At 50.3% G+C, this 15,005-nt stretch carries 16 protein-coding genes; 1 reads left to right on the top strand and 15 read right to left on the bottom strand.

Going from position 1 to position 15,005, the window contains the following annotated elements:
- Nucleotides 1-69: 69 nt before the first annotated feature.
- Both H6A12_RS12310 and H6A12_RS12315 read right to left on the bottom strand, forming a co-directional pair.
- Nucleotides 70-288 carry a heavy-metal-associated domain-containing protein gene (locus H6A12_RS12310; RefSeq protein WP_275955308.1) on the bottom strand — a complete coding sequence of 73 codons (219 nt, stop codon included), beginning with the start codon at nt 286-288 and terminating at the stop codon, nt 70-72.
- A gap of 96 nt (nt 289-384) precedes the next feature.
- Nucleotides 385-2,001: a recombinase family protein gene (locus H6A12_RS12315; RefSeq protein ID WP_204448298.1), complete on the bottom strand. Its 1,617-nt coding sequence runs from the start codon at nt 1,999-2,001 to the stop codon at nt 385-387.
- A gap of 225 nt (nt 2,002-2,226) precedes the next feature.
- On the opposite strand from H6A12_RS12315, the gene H6A12_RS12320 reads away from it, so the two are divergent.
- Complete coding sequence (locus H6A12_RS12320; protein WP_002596235.1) at nt 2,227-2,427, top strand: hypothetical protein; 201 nt, start codon at nt 2,227-2,229, stop codon at nt 2,425-2,427.
- Between the two features lie 64 nt (nt 2,428-2,491).
- Here H6A12_RS12320 and H6A12_RS12325 read toward each other — a convergent pair whose 3' ends face one another.
- The 13 genes from H6A12_RS12325 to H6A12_RS12385 form a co-directional block, all read right to left on the bottom strand.
- Nucleotides 2,492-2,686 carry a transposon-encoded TnpW family protein gene (locus H6A12_RS12325; RefSeq protein WP_002596234.1) on the bottom strand — a complete coding sequence of 65 codons (195 nt, stop codon included), beginning with the start codon at nt 2,684-2,686 and terminating at the stop codon, nt 2,492-2,494.
- A gap of 14 nt (nt 2,687-2,700) precedes the next feature.
- Entirely contained in the window at nt 2,701-3,543 is an 843-nt protein-coding gene (locus tag H6A12_RS12330; RefSeq protein WP_204448304.1) for an ATP-binding protein, read from the bottom strand.
- A complete protein-coding gene (locus H6A12_RS12335) occupies nt 3,540-4,292 on the bottom strand; it encodes a phage replisome organizer N-terminal domain-containing protein (RefSeq protein ID WP_074754406.1) in 753 nt (250 codons plus the stop codon). The genes H6A12_RS12330 and H6A12_RS12335 overlap by 4 nt, the downstream gene beginning before the upstream one ends.
- A 112-nt stretch (nt 4,293-4,404) precedes the next feature.
- Nucleotides 4,405-4,791, bottom strand: a complete 387-nt coding sequence (locus H6A12_RS12340; RefSeq protein ID WP_204448299.1) for a cysteine-rich VLP domain-containing protein — start codon at nt 4,789-4,791, stop codon at nt 4,405-4,407.
- A complete protein-coding gene (locus H6A12_RS12345) occupies nt 4,781-6,406 on the bottom strand; it encodes a relaxase/mobilization nuclease domain-containing protein (RefSeq protein ID WP_204448300.1) in 1,626 nt (541 codons plus the stop codon). Before H6A12_RS12345 ends, H6A12_RS12340 begins: the two co-directional genes overlap by 11 nt.
- Nucleotides 6,378-6,776, bottom strand: coding sequence for a plasmid mobilization protein (locus tag H6A12_RS12350; protein ID WP_002596229.1), 399 nt, complete (start codon nt 6,774-6,776; stop codon nt 6,378-6,380). Before H6A12_RS12350 ends, H6A12_RS12345 begins: the two co-directional genes overlap by 29 nt.
- 497 nt (nt 6,777-7,273) lie before the next feature.
- Nucleotides 7,274-7,486, bottom strand: a complete 213-nt coding sequence (locus H6A12_RS12355) for a helix-turn-helix domain-containing protein (RefSeq protein ID WP_002586615.1) — start codon at nt 7,484-7,486, stop codon at nt 7,274-7,276.
- Nucleotides 7,479-7,901 (bottom strand): sigma-70 family RNA polymerase sigma factor, encoded by a 423-nt coding sequence (locus H6A12_RS12360; RefSeq protein WP_002586616.1) that lies wholly within the window; start codon nt 7,899-7,901, stop codon nt 7,479-7,481. Before H6A12_RS12360 ends, H6A12_RS12355 begins: the two co-directional genes overlap by 8 nt.
- Before the next feature lie 171 nt (nt 7,902-8,072).
- A complete protein-coding gene (locus H6A12_RS12365) occupies nt 8,073-8,840 on the bottom strand; it encodes a class I SAM-dependent methyltransferase (RefSeq protein ID WP_002586626.1) in 768 nt (255 codons plus the stop codon).
- A 50-nt stretch (nt 8,841-8,890) separates the two neighbouring features.
- On the bottom strand, nt 8,891-10,810 hold the full coding sequence (gene tet(W), locus H6A12_RS12370; RefSeq protein ID WP_002586627.1) for a tetracycline resistance ribosomal protection protein Tet(W): 1,920 nt from the start codon (nt 10,808-10,810) through the stop codon (nt 8,891-8,893).
- Nucleotides 10,811-11,451: 641 nt separating this feature from the next.
- On the bottom strand, nt 11,452-11,592 hold the full coding sequence (locus H6A12_RS12375) for a hypothetical protein (protein WP_204448301.1): 141 nt from the start codon (nt 11,590-11,592) through the stop codon (nt 11,452-11,454).
- 7 nt (nt 11,593-11,599) lie between these two features.
- Entirely contained in the window at nt 11,600-13,870 is a 2,271-nt protein-coding gene (locus H6A12_RS12380; protein ID WP_204448302.1) for an ABC transporter permease, read from the bottom strand.
- A gap of 3 nt (nt 13,871-13,873) precedes the next feature.
- Nucleotides 13,874-14,575 (bottom strand): ABC transporter ATP-binding protein, encoded by a 702-nt coding sequence (locus tag H6A12_RS12385; protein ID WP_204448303.1) that lies wholly within the window; start codon nt 14,573-14,575, stop codon nt 13,874-13,876.
- Nucleotides 14,576-15,005: the final 430 nt, after the last annotated feature.

A 15,005-nucleotide genomic window follows, 5' to 3' on the forward strand; every position in this document is an offset into this window, starting at 1 on the left:
CCGCACTGTAATGCGCGAGGCAGAACGATGTCACGAATAAAAACCCCGTAAAATCGAACAGAAATAGTTTCATCGAGCCGTAGGCCATTTCGAATAAAACAAACGGCTATCCTTGATCTGCTCGTCAGCGACTTCCTGCTCGTAGGAGACCGTCACAATTCCCTTTTTCAGATCCACCACGCCGGCAACGCCGGGGATGTCGTTGACTGCTTCGGTCACACGGTTACTGCATTTTTCGCAGTGCATGCCATCAACCTTGAAGGTCTTGGTGGCAATTACATTCTTCAGCTTCTTTGCTTATGTGTGATAAAGAAGCAATAGAAGTGCAAAAAATTTTGCCGTTCCTATCCGACACTTGGCCATTGTGTCGGATAGGTCGGGCGGTTATTCGGGCAAGTCAATCTTGCCGACAAAGCTGTAATAAATCTCAATGTCCTGCCTGCGGGTGCCGTTCTCATCATAGCTGCACTCATGCACCACAATTTTCTCGATCATTTCCCGCAAGAGAGTGGGGGTCAGTTCTTCAAAGGCAAGGTGCTTGCGGACAATGCCCATAAATTTCTCGGCGTTGACGGTAGCTGCCTGTGACTTGTCCAGTTCGGCTTGCAGGGCGGCGGCTCTCTTTTTCAGCTCCGCTTGCTCGGCTTCGTAGTCAGCCGACAGTTCCATGAAACGCTCATCGCTGATTTTGCCGTTTACATTGTCCTCATACAGCCGCTTGATAATGCGGCTGATTTCAGAAATGCGTTCCTGCGCCTGTTCAAGCTGCTTGATGGCTGCGGCGGTCTTTCGCTTGCCGCCGATCTCGTTCTGCTGGACAAGTAGTTTCACAAACCGGCTCTCATGCTTGGCTGCGTATTCGGTCACTTGCCGGAGATTTGCCAGGACACCAGCGGTCAACAGATCGGTGCGGATAAAGTGCGCCGTACAGTTGCGGGTGCGCTTCTTGTAGCTGCCGCAGATGTAGCAGTCCTGTTTGCGGTCTTTGTTCTGATACCGCTGCTGATACAGCACATGGCCGCAGTCGGCGCAGAACAAAATCCCGGAGAACAGCCCCACTTCATCGTAGCGGTTCGGGCGTTTGCGCTGTTTGCGTAACTCCTGCACCCGTTCCCATGTTTCCTTGTCGATGATCGGCTCATGGTGGTTCTCGAAAATGGCCTGCTTCTCGACGGGGTTCTCTATGCTGTGCTTGACCTTATAAGAAGGCTTTTCCGTTTTGAAGTTCACCAGACATCCGGTGTACTCTCGGTTTTCGAGGATATGAACGACGGTGTTGGTCGCCCATTTGCACTCATAGCCTGGGTGATAACGGCGGGTGCTGCCTGTCCTGCGGTATTCCAGCGTCCCCGGCGTGGGGATTTGCTGTTCCGTCAGCATACGGGCAATCTTGGTCGGGCCGTTCCCCGCAAGGCAAAGCTGGTAAATCTGCTGGACAACCGGCGCGGTTTCCTCGTCAACGATATAGTTCTCGTCCTCGTCCATGAGGTAGCCATACACCGGCTTGCTGGTAACGGGCTTGCCGCTCATGCCTTTTGCTCTTTTAACTGCCTTGATTTTCTTGCTCGTATCTCTCACCAGCCATTCGTTGAACAGATTTCGCAGAGGGGTAAAATCATTGTCCATGCCGCCGTTTGCGCTGTCCACATTGTCGTTGACAGCGATAAAACGCACGCCCTTTTGAGGGAACAGCATTTCCGTGTAAAACCCTACCTGCAAGTAGTTTCGCCCTAACCGGCTCATGTCCTTGACAATGACCGTACCAACTTTCCCGGCTTCAATGTCCGCAAGCATGGCTTGAAATCCGGGCCGCTGGAAGTTCGCGCCGGAATAACCGTCGTCGGTGTACCAGCGCAGATTGGTAAAGCCGTTCTGTTTTGCGTAGGTTTCGAGTATCCTTTTTTGGTTCGATATGGAATTACTCTCGCCTTGCAATTCATCCTCGTGGGACAATCTCGGATAAAGGGCGGTAATGAGGTTTTGGGTGGCTTGTCTTAACATAAAATCCTCCGTTTCCGACAGCCAGCCCCACTATTCCGTGGTTTCATTGTACCACGGAACGGCGGGGGCTGTACAGCGGCAAAAGCGTTAAATTTGCTTCTTTACAGCTTTTCAATTTTCCGATTTTTATGGTATGGGTTGTCGTCCCATATTTGCAGTAGAAAAGTTCATAACTCCGTGGTATACTCTGATTTAACAAAAAAATCAGAAGTTAAAGGAGAAAACATGAAGTATACAATAGATGAATTAACCGCGGCCAAAAGGCAAATTGATTCAACTCTGCACAAGCTAAGAGAAACAGTAAAAACATTTGAATCAAAGGATAATTCCGAGCGTTATAAATCACAAATCACATTGGCAAAGAGAAGAATAAAAGCCTTTGAAATTGCAAATTATTTTATAGAGAATGAGATTAAGAATTGCTAAAGCACTTCCGATTTTCGTTCCAGCGGTCATGCTCCCTGGCATGGCCGCTTTTCCATGCCCCGGTTCACGCCGGATAAGTCGGCTCCTGTGTAGCAGCGGCTTCCGCTTCCAGTACCCGCGCCATTTTGTCGGCGGCTGTGGTTGTGGTGTCTTTCTTGAAATAGCCGGACACGACAAGGACGGAATTGCCCATGCGGATTTCCGTCACACAGTCAGGGCGGCGGGTGGTGCGGGTGTCGTGCTGCTTGTTATCTGCCATAGGCAATACTCCTTTCAGTCGGTAATCAGTTTCTTCATGCTCTCCATTTTCCGCTTGGCGGTTTCCTGCCGGAAGTTGTCGCCGGTAAAGCGTACCGGGACGCACATGGAAAGCAGGCGGTCATAAATCCGGGAATGGGCGGTGTCCTCCGGGTTGTGCAGGTCGTCCAGCGTAAGGTTGGTCGTGACGATCAGCGGCTTGCCGCTGCGGTAACGGCTGTCAATCACATTGAACACCTGTTCCAGCCCGTATTCCGTCCCGCGTTCCATGCCGAAGTCGTCAAGGATCAGCAGCGGATAGCGGCAAAGGCGGGAAATGTACTCGTTGCGCCCCTCAAAGCTGGCGGCAAGGTCGTTGAGGATAAGGGCAAAGTTCGTCATGTGGACGGGGATTTCTTTCTCCATAAGGGCGTTTGCGATACAGCCTGCAAGGTAGCTTTTGCCGGTGCCTACGCCGCCCCAGAACAGGCAGCCGATATTGTCTGTCCGCATATCCTCCCAATGCTCCACATACCGGCGGGCAAGCCCGGCCTGCGGGTTCCTGCCGTTGTCATTCTCGAAAGTCCAGTCCCGCATGGCGGGGTCGGTAAAGCCCCGGCGTTTCAGTTCTTCCACGGTGTCAAGGTGCCTGCGCCGCTTTTCGGCGGCTTCCCGTTCCTCGCGGGCGGTTTTCTGGCAGTCGCACTCTGCCGGGTGGCGGTCGCGCCCGAAGATAGCGGCCTTATCCGGCGCAAAATAGGCTTCTTTCGGCTTGCGGCACTTGCCGCAGTACAGCAAACCGTCCTCGCCGGTGTAGTCCTCCGGCTCCGGGGTGGTGGCCGTCATATTCTCCAAAACAGCGTTGATTTCGTTCTTCATAAACTCTCGCCCTCCTTGCATGAGTAGTCTGGTATGCCCTTTTTCGGGGCTTTCTTAGTTGCGTCCTCCTGCGCCCATTTGTAGATGGTGGCGGCATGGCTCTTGTATCGCTTGCCGCTGGACGCGATATGGCAGGATAGCCGGTCAATGTAATAGTCCCATTTGCCGGGCAGGTCTGCTTTCAGCCCGTCCAGTTCCGATTGCGAAAGAAAAACATTTTCATACCGGCCATAGGCGGCGCGGGCGGGTTGTCCCGTATCTAACTCTCGCTCTCTCTCTTTTTCTATCTCTTTCTCTATCTCTATCTCTGGTGGACAAATGTCCGCTTGATATGGTGGACATTTGTCCGCCCCGGCCTTTGGCAAGGCTTTCTGCTCCTGCAAAGCCAGCCTTGCCCGCCGTTTTCGCTCCCCCTCGGTAGAGGATTGGCCGATCAGTAGTTCAATGTTGCTCATATACAGTGCGCCGTTCTGTAACGGCTCCACAAGCCCCAGCTTCATAAAAATCTGCAAGGCCCGTTCTACGGTGCCGACTTGCTGACGGGTAATGGTGGCAATCATCTGCGCGGTGTAGGGGATATTTTCATCAAGCTGCAACTTCCCGCCGTTTTTCAGCGATTTCAGGTACAGTTTCAAGAGGATGTTGGAATAGAGGATACCGTCCTGCATACTTTCCAGCAGCACAATGGCGTCCTCGTCAAAGTAATTCTCTTTCAGCTTGAGGTAGTAGTATTTTCGGTTGTCTGACATGGTTCCTCCTTTGGGTGGATTTGGGGTGTTTGTACGCATTTAGAACGCCGTTTCCGGGGGAAAAGGATAAATGTATCGCGTACCCTTTGACACCCACGAAAAAAGCCTTGATTTATGCGGGTTTGAAAGGCTCTAAAGCGTGACATCTCTGCCTTTGTTTCCGCTTTCTCTCGGCGGCGCGGATTTTCTTCATGCGCCCGGCGCAGTCGGGGCAGTATTTCCCCCGGTTGGATTTGGGGACAAATGCCGCGCCGCAGACAGCACACCGTTTCCGGCTCCCCCGGTATAAGAGGGCTGCGGACAGCTCCCCGTCAAGGGGCAGGACAGCCACACGGAACCAGCGGCACATGAGGGAAAGGGAAATGCTCTGGACGCACACGCAAGGCTCCCCGTCGTCTAACAGCAGGCAGTTTCCCCCGTCGTAGTTACAGCACTCATGCACCAGCCGCCGCGCCCGCCGGTGCTGGCGGTAGTCCATGCGGGGCAGTTTATCGTTCATGGCTCTGCTCCTTTCTGCGGTGCGGTTCCTCCCGGCGCAAAATCTGGTCGATGTTCCGCTTGACGGTCTGCAACTCCTTGAACCGCTGTTTCTGTTCGTGATAGGTGTTATACAGGCCGTCTTTCTCGGAGATAAGCTGCTCGATCTCGGCCTGCAACGCTTTCCGGGCGGGCAGCTTGGTAATGCCATGCGCCTTGAAATACCGGGCTGCTGCGTCGGCTATGATAAAATCGCTCTCATGGGCCTGCCGGTATGCGGCGCGGGCTTTCTCGGATTTCTGTGCCCGCAGCCCGTCGCGGGCGGCCTTGGTCTGGGCGTAGGCCAACACCTGCCGCTGCAACTTCTTTTTCCCTTGCAGCTTCGTTTCCAGTGCTTTCAGTTCGCCGCTGGTCTGGCGCATTTTCTGATAGGCGGTGTCAACGGCGGCTTCTAACTGCTCCGGGGAAGTAAAGCCGTATTGCTGGTAGACGGACAGCGTTTTGGCGGCCTGCTTCAGATTGTGTATCTTCGCCCAGCGTTCATAGCCCCGGCCTTTGCCCTCGGCCATTTTCTGCTCAATGTCCACAAGCCGCTGCACTCCGTCCTGTTTCGGGGCGGCTATCTCGGCTCTGGCAACCTGCAAGCGGTCTTTTATGGTGCGTGGGGGATCGGGGGATCTGGCTGGCGCTTCGGCTGCTCTGGCGGCGTTTTGCTCTAAAACGGCAAAGACAGCGGCGCGGTCAAAATCGTCGCCCAGCTTCCGGGCGGTAATTGGCTTTGTCCTGTCCGGCGTGAGGTAGGAAAGCCGCCCCCGGCTCTCCTTGACGGTCACACCCTCCTGCAGCAACAGAGAGGAAAACTCGTCAAAGCTGGCGGCGGTGGCAAGGGCTTTCCGTAGGGTCTGCCGCAGCTTCTCCTTGTTCGTTTCAAACTTGGTCTGCCGGGGCGTGATACTATCGGCAATCATGGGGGCGTTCTGCTTGTCCAGCGCGGCCTGTCCCTTTTTCTGCGCCCAATACTCCCGGTCGGTGACGCGGTTCTTGCTGCCGTTCAAGAGGTCGATTTGATAAAGCCCCTCCCGGTGGCACATCTCCATGACTTCGGATTTGAAGTAGCGCAGGGCAGCGTCGGTACATCGGTGCTTGCAGCCGACTTTCGTATCGGCCGGCCTGTCCATGTAGGGCAGGAACGGCACTTCCTCAATCCGCAGGCTGTTTATGACGATATGCACATGAATGTTGCCGCTGTGGTTATGCCCGTCCGGGTGGGTGCAGACAAGGGCCTGGTGGCCGGGAAAATGCTCTTTACAGAATTGTTCCCCCAACGCCTGCGCCCGGTCTACGGTCAGGCCGTTGTCCGGCCCGTCCCGCGGGTCAAAGCTGATGATGTAGTGGTGGCTTTTCACATCTTCCCGCCGCTGGTTTTTCTGATAGCGGAGATTGGCCCGCATACACGCAACGGCAAAATCCTCCCCGTCGCAGTTCAGCGTGGACAGCCGGTAGTCCTCGCGGGGGATAAGCCTGCCGGTTTCATCAAGGACGGGCTTCATGGTAAACTCGTCATGCTCAAAGAGAAGATATTGCTCGGCGGCTCCGTAGTCGGCGTTTTTAGAGTTGATATGCTTGAGTGTTGCCAACCGCGTCACCTACTTTCTTGAGGACTTCATACTTGAGGACGGCAAGGTCGGATATGGCGGCGCGTACCTCGCCGGAAAGGGTGTTGTAGGGTACGCCGTATTCGTTCAGATACCGGGCAATCTGATTGAGGTTGCCGCCGATCCTGCCGTACTCGGCTGTCAGCTTCCCGACAGCGGAAAGCAACTCGTCATTGACCGACGACACATGGACAACCGGGCGTATGGTCGCCCGCCGTATCGCCTGCCGGAGAAATTCGGACTGGCTGATACCATAGGGCGCAAGCCGCGCTGTGAAGTCGGCATACTCATCTTCGGACAGCCGGGTTTTCACAACGCGGCTGCGGTGGGGCGTGTTGTATTTCTTTCGCATGGTGTGACCTCCTTTCTCGCCCGTAAGGGCGCATGAGCAGGGTTTGGGGAAGGCACTCCCCAACAAGTTTCCCGCGAGGGGCAAAACTGCAGAATTGCGGATTTTGGCACCGTGGTAGAAACTTGCTCTCCGTGACTGCAAACTTTCTCTCACTTCCGTCCGCCACTTTTTTGGAAAACTGCAACCACAAAAGTTTGTTTCTCTTTTTCTGCTACTACTAATCCTGTAAAGGGCATTCCTGCCCGCTTTCGCTAAAATGACACCGGACGCAGTGGTTTCTACCCGGTGTTGGAGAAATCCTTTCTCTTTGCCCTCTACTACGGGTAAATGCTCCAAATGCCAAACACCAGGGCAGAAAAATTCCCTCCTCGCTTACTACTACAACCGGCAGGGGGCAAAATGGCCGGGAGCGGAGCCGGACAACAAAAAAAGCAGTAAATCTTTTTCAAGACTTACTGCTTTCGCTGGCCGCGTCGGTGGCGGCTGGTATTCAGTTTTTATGACTTGTCCGGTGGTTCGTCAAGCCGGAACTTGAATTGACAGTCAATTAACCGCTGCTTTACATAGTCCTCCACCTCGGCGTTGACCTGCCCGTTCACTTTTGAGAAATAGCGGATATATCCGGCGTAGTGGAGCAGGACAGCGTTCACGGCTTCTGGGTCGCCCTCACGGGCTTTGAGGATTGTTTCATAGGGGAGAAGTCTACTCATACCGGCTCACCCCCATTTCTTCGCGTAGCCGCTGCAAGGCAAGCTGGATATGCCGCCCCGCTGTGCTGCGTGACCGGCCAATACACGCGCCGATCACGCGCTGCGGCTGGCGCAGAAAGTAATAGCGCAGGATTTCTTCCCGCGTCTGCTCCGGCAAAACAGAGATCGCGTCGGCAAGGGCGGCGTTGCAGAGCAGGACGGTCTGACCGCAGACGGTAAATGGGTATTCCTCGTCCGGCTCCGACGCGGCAAACTGGACAAACTTCTCGTTCATCAGATAGTCAAGGGAAACTTGCCGTTCCCATTGCCGTTTAAGCTTCAAAATCTTGTCCAAGGCGGCACAGCGGATAACAGTCTTGCAAAAGGCGTTGTACCTGCGCTGGATATATTCTTGATAGGCTATCTGGTCGGTCATGGAAATTCCCCTTTCTGAATAATAGTGCGGGGCGGTGGCACTTCTTGCTGTCGCCCCTTGATTGCCTACCAGCAAAGGCGGGCGGGGCTGTCAACGGCTGCGCATATGCGCCGTTCATCTTGACCGTTGACTGGCTCGGCTGGGTTTGCTATTTACCCGACAAACTTGAATTTATTTTAAGCTATCACGTTTTACCTTCTTAAGCCTTACTATCATTACCATAGGAATTTCTTTGTTGGTTTTAAAACATTCTTCATAAAATCCATCAATGACAAATCCAGCTCTAAAACAAAGGTTAAAAATATCTTGTATGGAACGATGATAATAAATCTGCTCTTTCGGTTGCCCTTCAATCGCTATATCATAGTAACTGTGCGGTGTCATATATTTTTCAGTCAACGTGACAAAACAAGGGTGTTGCGTTGCAAAGACAAAAATTCCGCTTTCCTGCAACAGTTCATAAACAGCCATAAGAAGTGGTTCAATATCCGTAATATCCATAATTGCCATATTAGAAACTGCTTTCGTAAAGGCTCGATTTCTTTTTAATTCTAATATACTTTTTCTATCGGTCGCATCCGCCACACAAAATTCAATTTGTTTTGCATATTGTGATTGCCGTCTTTTAGCCAATTCTATCATTTTTTTGCTGTAATCAAAAGCGACAACCGAAGCGCCTCTTTGTGCAAGATACGAAGAATAATTTCCATTGCCACACGCAATATCCAAAATGTAATCCGCAGGATTAGGAGATAGAAGTTCCGTTACTTTGGGACGCACTACCTCTCTGTGAAATTCATTAGATTCGTCACCCATTGCATTATCCCAAAATTGTGCGTTCTCCTCCCAGATTTTTTTACTTTCCTCTGTTCCCATGTTCTCTCCCACTCCCCAAATTTGCTTTTTTGCTTCCATTAAATCTTCCTTACTATATTCCATTGTTACCCTCCATAACTTCTGATTGTTGCCGTCTTGACGATTATGTATCTTTACATTACCTTCTGAAACATATGGCGCACCTTGTCCAGGCGGCTGTTTGGACGGCGGGGCTGGATGACCGGCTGACCGACAGCGGCCTGATATCCTTTCAGCTCTGTAAGGCATACGCTCCGCCCGTTGGTGTAAAAGGCCAGATCAGTACGGTATGCCTGTATACAGCGGGCGGGAATCTCGCCAGTAAAGACAACTTCATCCTTTTTTACCTGGGCCGTTTCGATGGTGGCACAGTATTTCGGTGCATCATGATAAGCCCTGGAAAGGTATTCCTGGGGCGCATAGAGGATGAAGGAGAGATAAGGTTCCAGCAGCTGCGTCCCCGATTCCTTCAATGCCTGTTCCAATACAATCGGGGCCAATGAGCGGAAGTCCGCCGGCGTGCTGACCGGACTGTAATAAAGCCCGTATTCAAAGCAAATCTTACAGTCCGTTACGTTCCAGCCGAACAAGCCCTGCTCCAGCCCGTAACGGATACCATCCCTGACAGCGTTTTGAAAACTCTGGTTCAAGTATCCCAGCGAAACCCGGCTCTCGTATTGTACACCGGAGCCAAGCGAGAGTGGTGTAACAGACAGTCCTATGGATGCCCAAAACGGGTTGGGCGGCACCTCGATATGGATGGTGTGGCTGGCTGCTTTGAGCGGCCGCTCCATATAAATGACGGAGGGTTCCTTTACCACTGTTTCAAGCTTGTATTTTTCCGACAGCAAAGCGGAAACAACCTCCAACTGCACCCGGCCCAAAAAAGAAAGAATGATCTCATGGGTGATGGAATCCACTTCGCAACGCAAAAGCGGGTCAGTATCCGCAAGTTGCGTAAGAGCGTCCAGCAGCCGTTCTCTTTGCGCTGCCGTTTTCGGCGCAATCGTCGTCCGCAGCATGGGGAGGGGGTCCTCGCGCCACCTTTTACGAGGGAGCCGGGTTTGGTCCCCTAATACATCGTTTAACCTCACGCTGTCGCTGGGAAGGATAACAATTTCACCCTGATAAGCGGTGTCTGTCCGAACAATTTCCCCTTTGGATGGAATACGCATCTCTGTGATTTTCAGCTTTTCTCTCCCGGCCAGGGCCACCGTATCCCGCAGGCGCAGCGTTCCGCTGTATAACCGTAGATAGACACGCCGCTGGCCGCAATCGGTGTACTCAACCTTGAAAACGCTGCCGCATAGGGCGGCGCCCCCCTGTTCCCCAATCGGTTGGAACAGCCCTGTCACCGCATCCATCAACGGTTGAATGCCAAGGCCATTTTTGGCGCTGCCATGATAGACTGGGAACAGGGAGGCGTCTTGAACCCGCTGCTGTTCCTCCCGCGCAAGTTTTTCCCGGCTGATTGGTTCTCCTGCGATATACTTTTCCAATAATTCATCGTTATTTTCGATGACCGCATCCCATGCTTCTATGTCGGTATTTTCCTCCAGGACTATTTCCGGGGACAGCGACACCGTCTGCTTGATGATAATATCGGCGGAGAGCTTATCCCGAACAGACTGAACCACGCTCTGCAAATCAACGCCAGCCTGGTCGATCTTGTTGATAAAGATAACGGTGGGAATGTTCATTTTCCGCAGGGCATGGAACAGAATACGGGTCTGGGCCTGCACGCCATCTTTAGCGGAGATCACCAAGATGGCCCCATCTAAAACAGCCAAAGAGCGGTACACCTCCGCCAAAAAATCCATGTGGCCGGGCGTATCCACAATGTTAACTTTACATCTGTGCCACTGGAAGGAAGTGACTGCCGCTTGAATGGTAATCCCACGCTGCCGCTCCAAAAACATGGTGTCCGTCCTCGTTGTCCCTTTTTCGACGCTCCCCGGTTCTGAAATGGCTCCGCTGGCATATAGCAGGCTCTCCGTCAAGGTCGTCTTTCCAGCGTCTACATGGGCAAGAATGCCAATATTGATTATTTTCATGTGATTGTCCTCCTTTTACAGCCCGAAAGGGCACAAAAATCCCCAGCAGTAAAATACTTTTACCACTGGGGATTATAATTTGCGGACATACACATATACAGCATACACCTATTTGTGACTGCTGTTTTTTTGGATATGTCAAAATTGATAAGGCAAAAGTATTCTTAAATTGGGTACAAAAAATCAAGCCCCCACAAAAGGAACTATCATAATCCTTTGTTCCCACTATTTGATTATAGTTTTATTTAAGAATACCTTGCCGCATATTTTTTACTCCTTTTCTGGAATGAAGCTATTATATCACATCAGTTTTAGGAAAGCAAGTACCTAAAAGAAATTTTTCTTCCCCTTATATGTAACAATCATACCGGCTTCCTAGCGTTCAGAATGTTTTCTGCTGTCTGCTGTGGTGTTTGGTTGGAATTGTCCAACCAAAAGCCGATCCGTGGTGTTGTCTGCATTTTACTAAATACAAATTCAATGTATACAGAAAGATATAAGGAGTGGGAGGGATTCCGCCGTAGTTGGCATTGTAGGAAAATCCAAAAGTTTAGATTTTCCCACAATGCTTATCTTTTGGTCTTTGGTTCGGAATAGTGTAGTGCTGGCGGTCTATCTCTTGTTTTCGGTTGCTTGCTTCCTTACCGTACATGAGCATTCTTTCTGGGCTTGTAATCACTGCCGCTGCCACAGCAGCCCTTACGGCCTTTTCGCTTTACGATGGTGCCGATCGCAACCAGGGCAATTAACGCAATAACGCCAATAATGATATAGTTATCCATACTTTTATCATTCTGCTCCTTTCAAAGCTTCCACCATATCAATTTTCTTGTTTTTTCTCGAAACCATAAGTCCCACAAGTAAGGACACGCCGAATGTCAGCACAATGCTGATTACAAAGGTGGCGAGGCTCAAGCTGAGACTAAGCTCATATTCACTAACAAGTGCTGCAACCAGCACCTTCAGTACACCAAGACCTGCAGGAATGCCGATCATCACGCCAATGATTGTCAGCCAAATATTTTGACTGATGAGGAGCCCTCCGATCGCTTTGTCACGGAATCCAAGAACCTTTAGGGTTGCAAGTTCACGGCTACGCTCTACGTAGCTCATCACACCCAGATTATAAAGCACAACGATGCCGAGGACGATCGCCGCCACCGCCAGCACCACGATCATCACGTTCATGATATCCATAAAGGTATCGTAGGAATCCATAATGGTCTGTTTGTCCTGCTTGCCGGAGATGATGGCTGAGCTTTCAATTTTCTCGGCTGCAGTATCGGTATAGATCGTTCCGATGTGATATTCTATACAAATGCTGTCAGCATAGGTATCCGTCATAACAATGCATTCGGAAACAAGAGAGCGGAAATATCCGGCAACCTTTACCTCATAGGTATCTTCGCTGCCATAGGGAGAAAATTCAATGGTATCACCGATATCGGCAGTATCCTTTAGCCGCAGACAAAGATATACGCCGTCATTGGTCAGCTCCATAGGCTTATTATCCTCAGTAAGGAAACCGATTTTTTCAATGTCGGAATTGTATATCTCAAGAGAGATGGTTTTGCCTTCATAACTGATTCCGCTTACTGCCTGCCAATCGCCATTAACCTTAGTAGCGAGTGCAAGGACATCTTCATTTGTGGCAGATTCGGAAATATTGATCTTCGTCGTATAGTTGCTGACGTCTTCATCTAAGGTGTCAAGGAAGAACAGCATACTGTCACGCATACCGAAGCTTCCCACCAGCAAAAGCGTACAGCCCACCACACCCACAAGTGTCATGGCAGAACGAGCCTTGTGCCGCATAATATCACGGATATTCCACTTTGTTCCGAAGGAGAGCTTATTCCAAAAGGACAATTTCTCGATGATGCTCTTTTTCATCGCCTTTGGTGTATAAGGACGGAGCGCATCTGCCGCTGTTCCTTTCAGCATCTTCTTAACCGAAAGATAACTGATAAGAGTCAAGAACACGAGCATAAGCACCATAACGGGAATACAGAAGTCGGGCATATGCAGGCTCCAATCGGGCATATCGAGATATGTGCTCATCATACCCGTGGGACTGATAATAAGCGATGCCACAAGGTAGCCAAGCCCAACGCCGAGCACTAATCCCACAAGACCGATCATAAGTCCGTAAGAGGTATAGTGCATAAGGATCTTGCGGTCACGGAAGCCAAGTGCTTTCAGCGTACCGATCTGTACCTTTTCATTGGCAGAGATACGGTGCATGGTCGTTACCATCGTAAGAATGGCAATAGCAAGGAACAGTACGGGCAGAATAGAGCCCATCGTCTTTCCTTCCTCGGCTTCACTCTTGACACCCGCATAAGCATTATGCTCGTTCTTCGTGGTGACGAGCAAGGTCGTACCGGTAACATCCTTGACCTTTTCTTCAAGGTTTTCCTTATCTAAATCTGAGATGATATTGATCTGCGGATAGAATGCAAAGCCAAGGGCATTTTCAAGCTTTTCGGGTGAGATATAGGCAAAGCCGTGGGCCTCATAATCGGGCATCAGTTGGTTTTCATCCGCTACCGACACGAGATTTTCACCGCTTTTTACAAGTCCGATCACCTCACCGCTGATTTCAATGCCCGTGTATGTAAAAGTGAGTTTGTCACCGATTTTAATATCATTTGCATCGGCAAATTTATCCGACAGCCAGATGCCGTCAGCGCTTTTATCGTATTGTGCGCCTTCCATCACCATCATCGTGGAAACGGTATAGTTTTCGGATACGTTCAGCGATACCGATTTCTTTGTGTCCTTGATTCCTACGTTCACATAAAAGTATCTTGTTGCGGCATCCACACCGTCAATATTCTGTATTGCCTTAATATCGTCCTCGGAAAAGCCACTTTCGGCGTAGAGTCGGTAATCGGCATAATTTGTATCTTCCAAAAAGGTAATCGCATCGTGCTCAAGACTTTTCCATTCGATATTAAATCCGAGGAAAATGCCAACACCGATGGCGATCATAATTACCATTGAAATGAACTGCGATTTATAGCTCCACGCAGTACGGAACAGTTTTCTTATCAGCATTATTTACCACTCCACTTCGTCGGCGCTCATAGGAGTCGGCTGTTCTTCGTAAGATTTAATTTTGCCGTTCTTTACTCGAATTACCACGTCTGCCATCTTTGCGATATTCTGATTGTGTGTAACGACAACAATGGTTTTGCCATAATTCTTTGCCATGGAAAGAAGAAGCTTCAGTACAAGTACGCCCGTTTCGGAATCCAGCGCACCTGTCGGTTCGTCGCAAAGGAGAATCTTCGGGTTCTTAGCGAGTGCGCGGGCAATGGATACTCTCTGCTGCTCACCGCCCGAAAGTTCTGACGGGAAGTTGTGTAAGTGATCGGCAAGACCTACCTCTGCAATCATCTTTTTCGGATCAATGGCATCCTTGGAAATATCTTTTACCAGCGTCACATTCTCATAGACCGTAAGCGTTGGGATAAGGTTATAAAACTGGAACACAAAGCCTACGGTAGAAGCACGGTAATCGGCAAGTTCGTTATTATTTAGTGTGGAAATGTCCTTTCCGTTTACGGTGATGGTCCCGCTTGTGGGACTGTCAAGACCGCCAAGCATATTGAGAAGCGTACTCTTTCCCGCACCGGAAGGGCCAAGTATAACAACAAACTTTCCCTCGTCGAGAGTGAAGTTTATTCCGTCCAGTGCTCTCAATTCGTGATCGCCGCTTGTATAAATACGGGTTACATCTTTAAATTCAACAATAGCCATATTGACTCCTCCTATATAGCAGTTAGCAATAACTAACTGATGGTTCTTAAAATTGCGGCGAGTGTAGTTACCCGCCGCTAACTTGATATTTAAGTATACACCTATTTTATTAAAAAGTCAATCACTCCAAAGCTTTTGTGCGAAAAAGTTACAGAAAAGGCGGCAAGGAGAATTCATCTCCCTGCCACCACTGTTATTTAGGTGTAAATTAAATCGTTGTTTACAATTTCTGTTGCGTTGCTGCGGATGTTATTCATCCGAGCAACCCTATCCTTAACAAAAATCGCAAAGGCTTTAATCTCCAACGCCGTAATCTTGAAATAAATCAGCAATAAAAAGAATAAGACAGCATAGTCACGCAGACTATACTGTCTTTTCCGTTATCCCACTCGGTTTGCGTAAAACTTCGCTAACGACATTACGCTTTTGC

Source organism: Merdimmobilis hominis, from assembly GCF_016901855.1.
Lineage (GTDB): Bacteria > Bacillota > Clostridia > Oscillospirales > Ruminococcaceae > Paludihabitans.

What these genes read in the sequence shown, in the direction of transcription:
- H6A12_RS12325 (WP_002596234.1), bottom strand. Translation starts at nt 2,686, where the DNA reads ATGGCAGATAACAAGCAGCACGACACCCGCACCACCCGCCGCCCTGAC.
- H6A12_RS12375 (WP_204448301.1), bottom strand. Translation starts at nt 11,592, where the DNA reads ATGGATAACTATATCATTATTGGCGTTATTGCGTTAATTGCCCTGGTT.
- H6A12_RS12355 (WP_002586615.1), bottom strand. Translation starts at nt 7,486, where the DNA reads ATGAGTAGACTTCTCCCCTATGAAACAATCCTCAAAGCCCGTGAGGGC.
- H6A12_RS12320 (WP_002596235.1), top strand. Translation starts at nt 2,227, where the DNA reads ATGAAGTATACAATAGATGAATTAACCGCGGCCAAAAGGCAAATTGAT.
- H6A12_RS12380 (WP_204448302.1), bottom strand. Translation starts at nt 13,870, where the DNA reads ATGCTGATAAGAAAACTGTTCCGTACTGCGTGGAGCTATAAATCGCAG.
- H6A12_RS12365 (WP_002586626.1), bottom strand. Translation starts at nt 8,840, where the DNA reads ATGGAATATAGTAAGGAAGATTTAATGGAAGCAAAAAAGCAAATTTGG.
- H6A12_RS12360 (WP_002586616.1), bottom strand. Translation starts at nt 7,901, where the DNA reads ATGACCGACCAGATAGCCTATCAAGAATATATCCAGCGCAGGTACAAC.
- H6A12_RS12385 (WP_204448303.1), bottom strand. Translation starts at nt 14,575, where the DNA reads ATGGCTATTGTTGAATTTAAAGATGTAACCCGTATTTATACAAGCGGC.
- H6A12_RS12350 (WP_002596229.1), bottom strand. Translation starts at nt 6,776, where the DNA reads ATGCGAAAGAAATACAACACGCCCCACCGCAGCCGCGTTGTGAAAACC.
- H6A12_RS12330 (WP_204448304.1), bottom strand. Translation starts at nt 3,543, where the DNA reads ATGAAGAACGAAATCAACGCTGTTTTGGAGAATATGACGGCCACCACC.
- H6A12_RS12340 (WP_204448299.1), bottom strand. Translation starts at nt 4,791, where the DNA reads ATGAACGATAAACTGCCCCGCATGGACTACCGCCAGCACCGGCGGGCG.
- H6A12_RS12315 (WP_204448298.1), bottom strand. Translation starts at nt 2,001, where the DNA reads ATGTTAAGACAAGCCACCCAAAACCTCATTACCGCCCTTTATCCGAGA.
- H6A12_RS12335 (WP_074754406.1), bottom strand. Translation starts at nt 4,292, where the DNA reads ATGTCAGACAACCGAAAATACTACTACCTCAAGCTGAAAGAGAATTAC.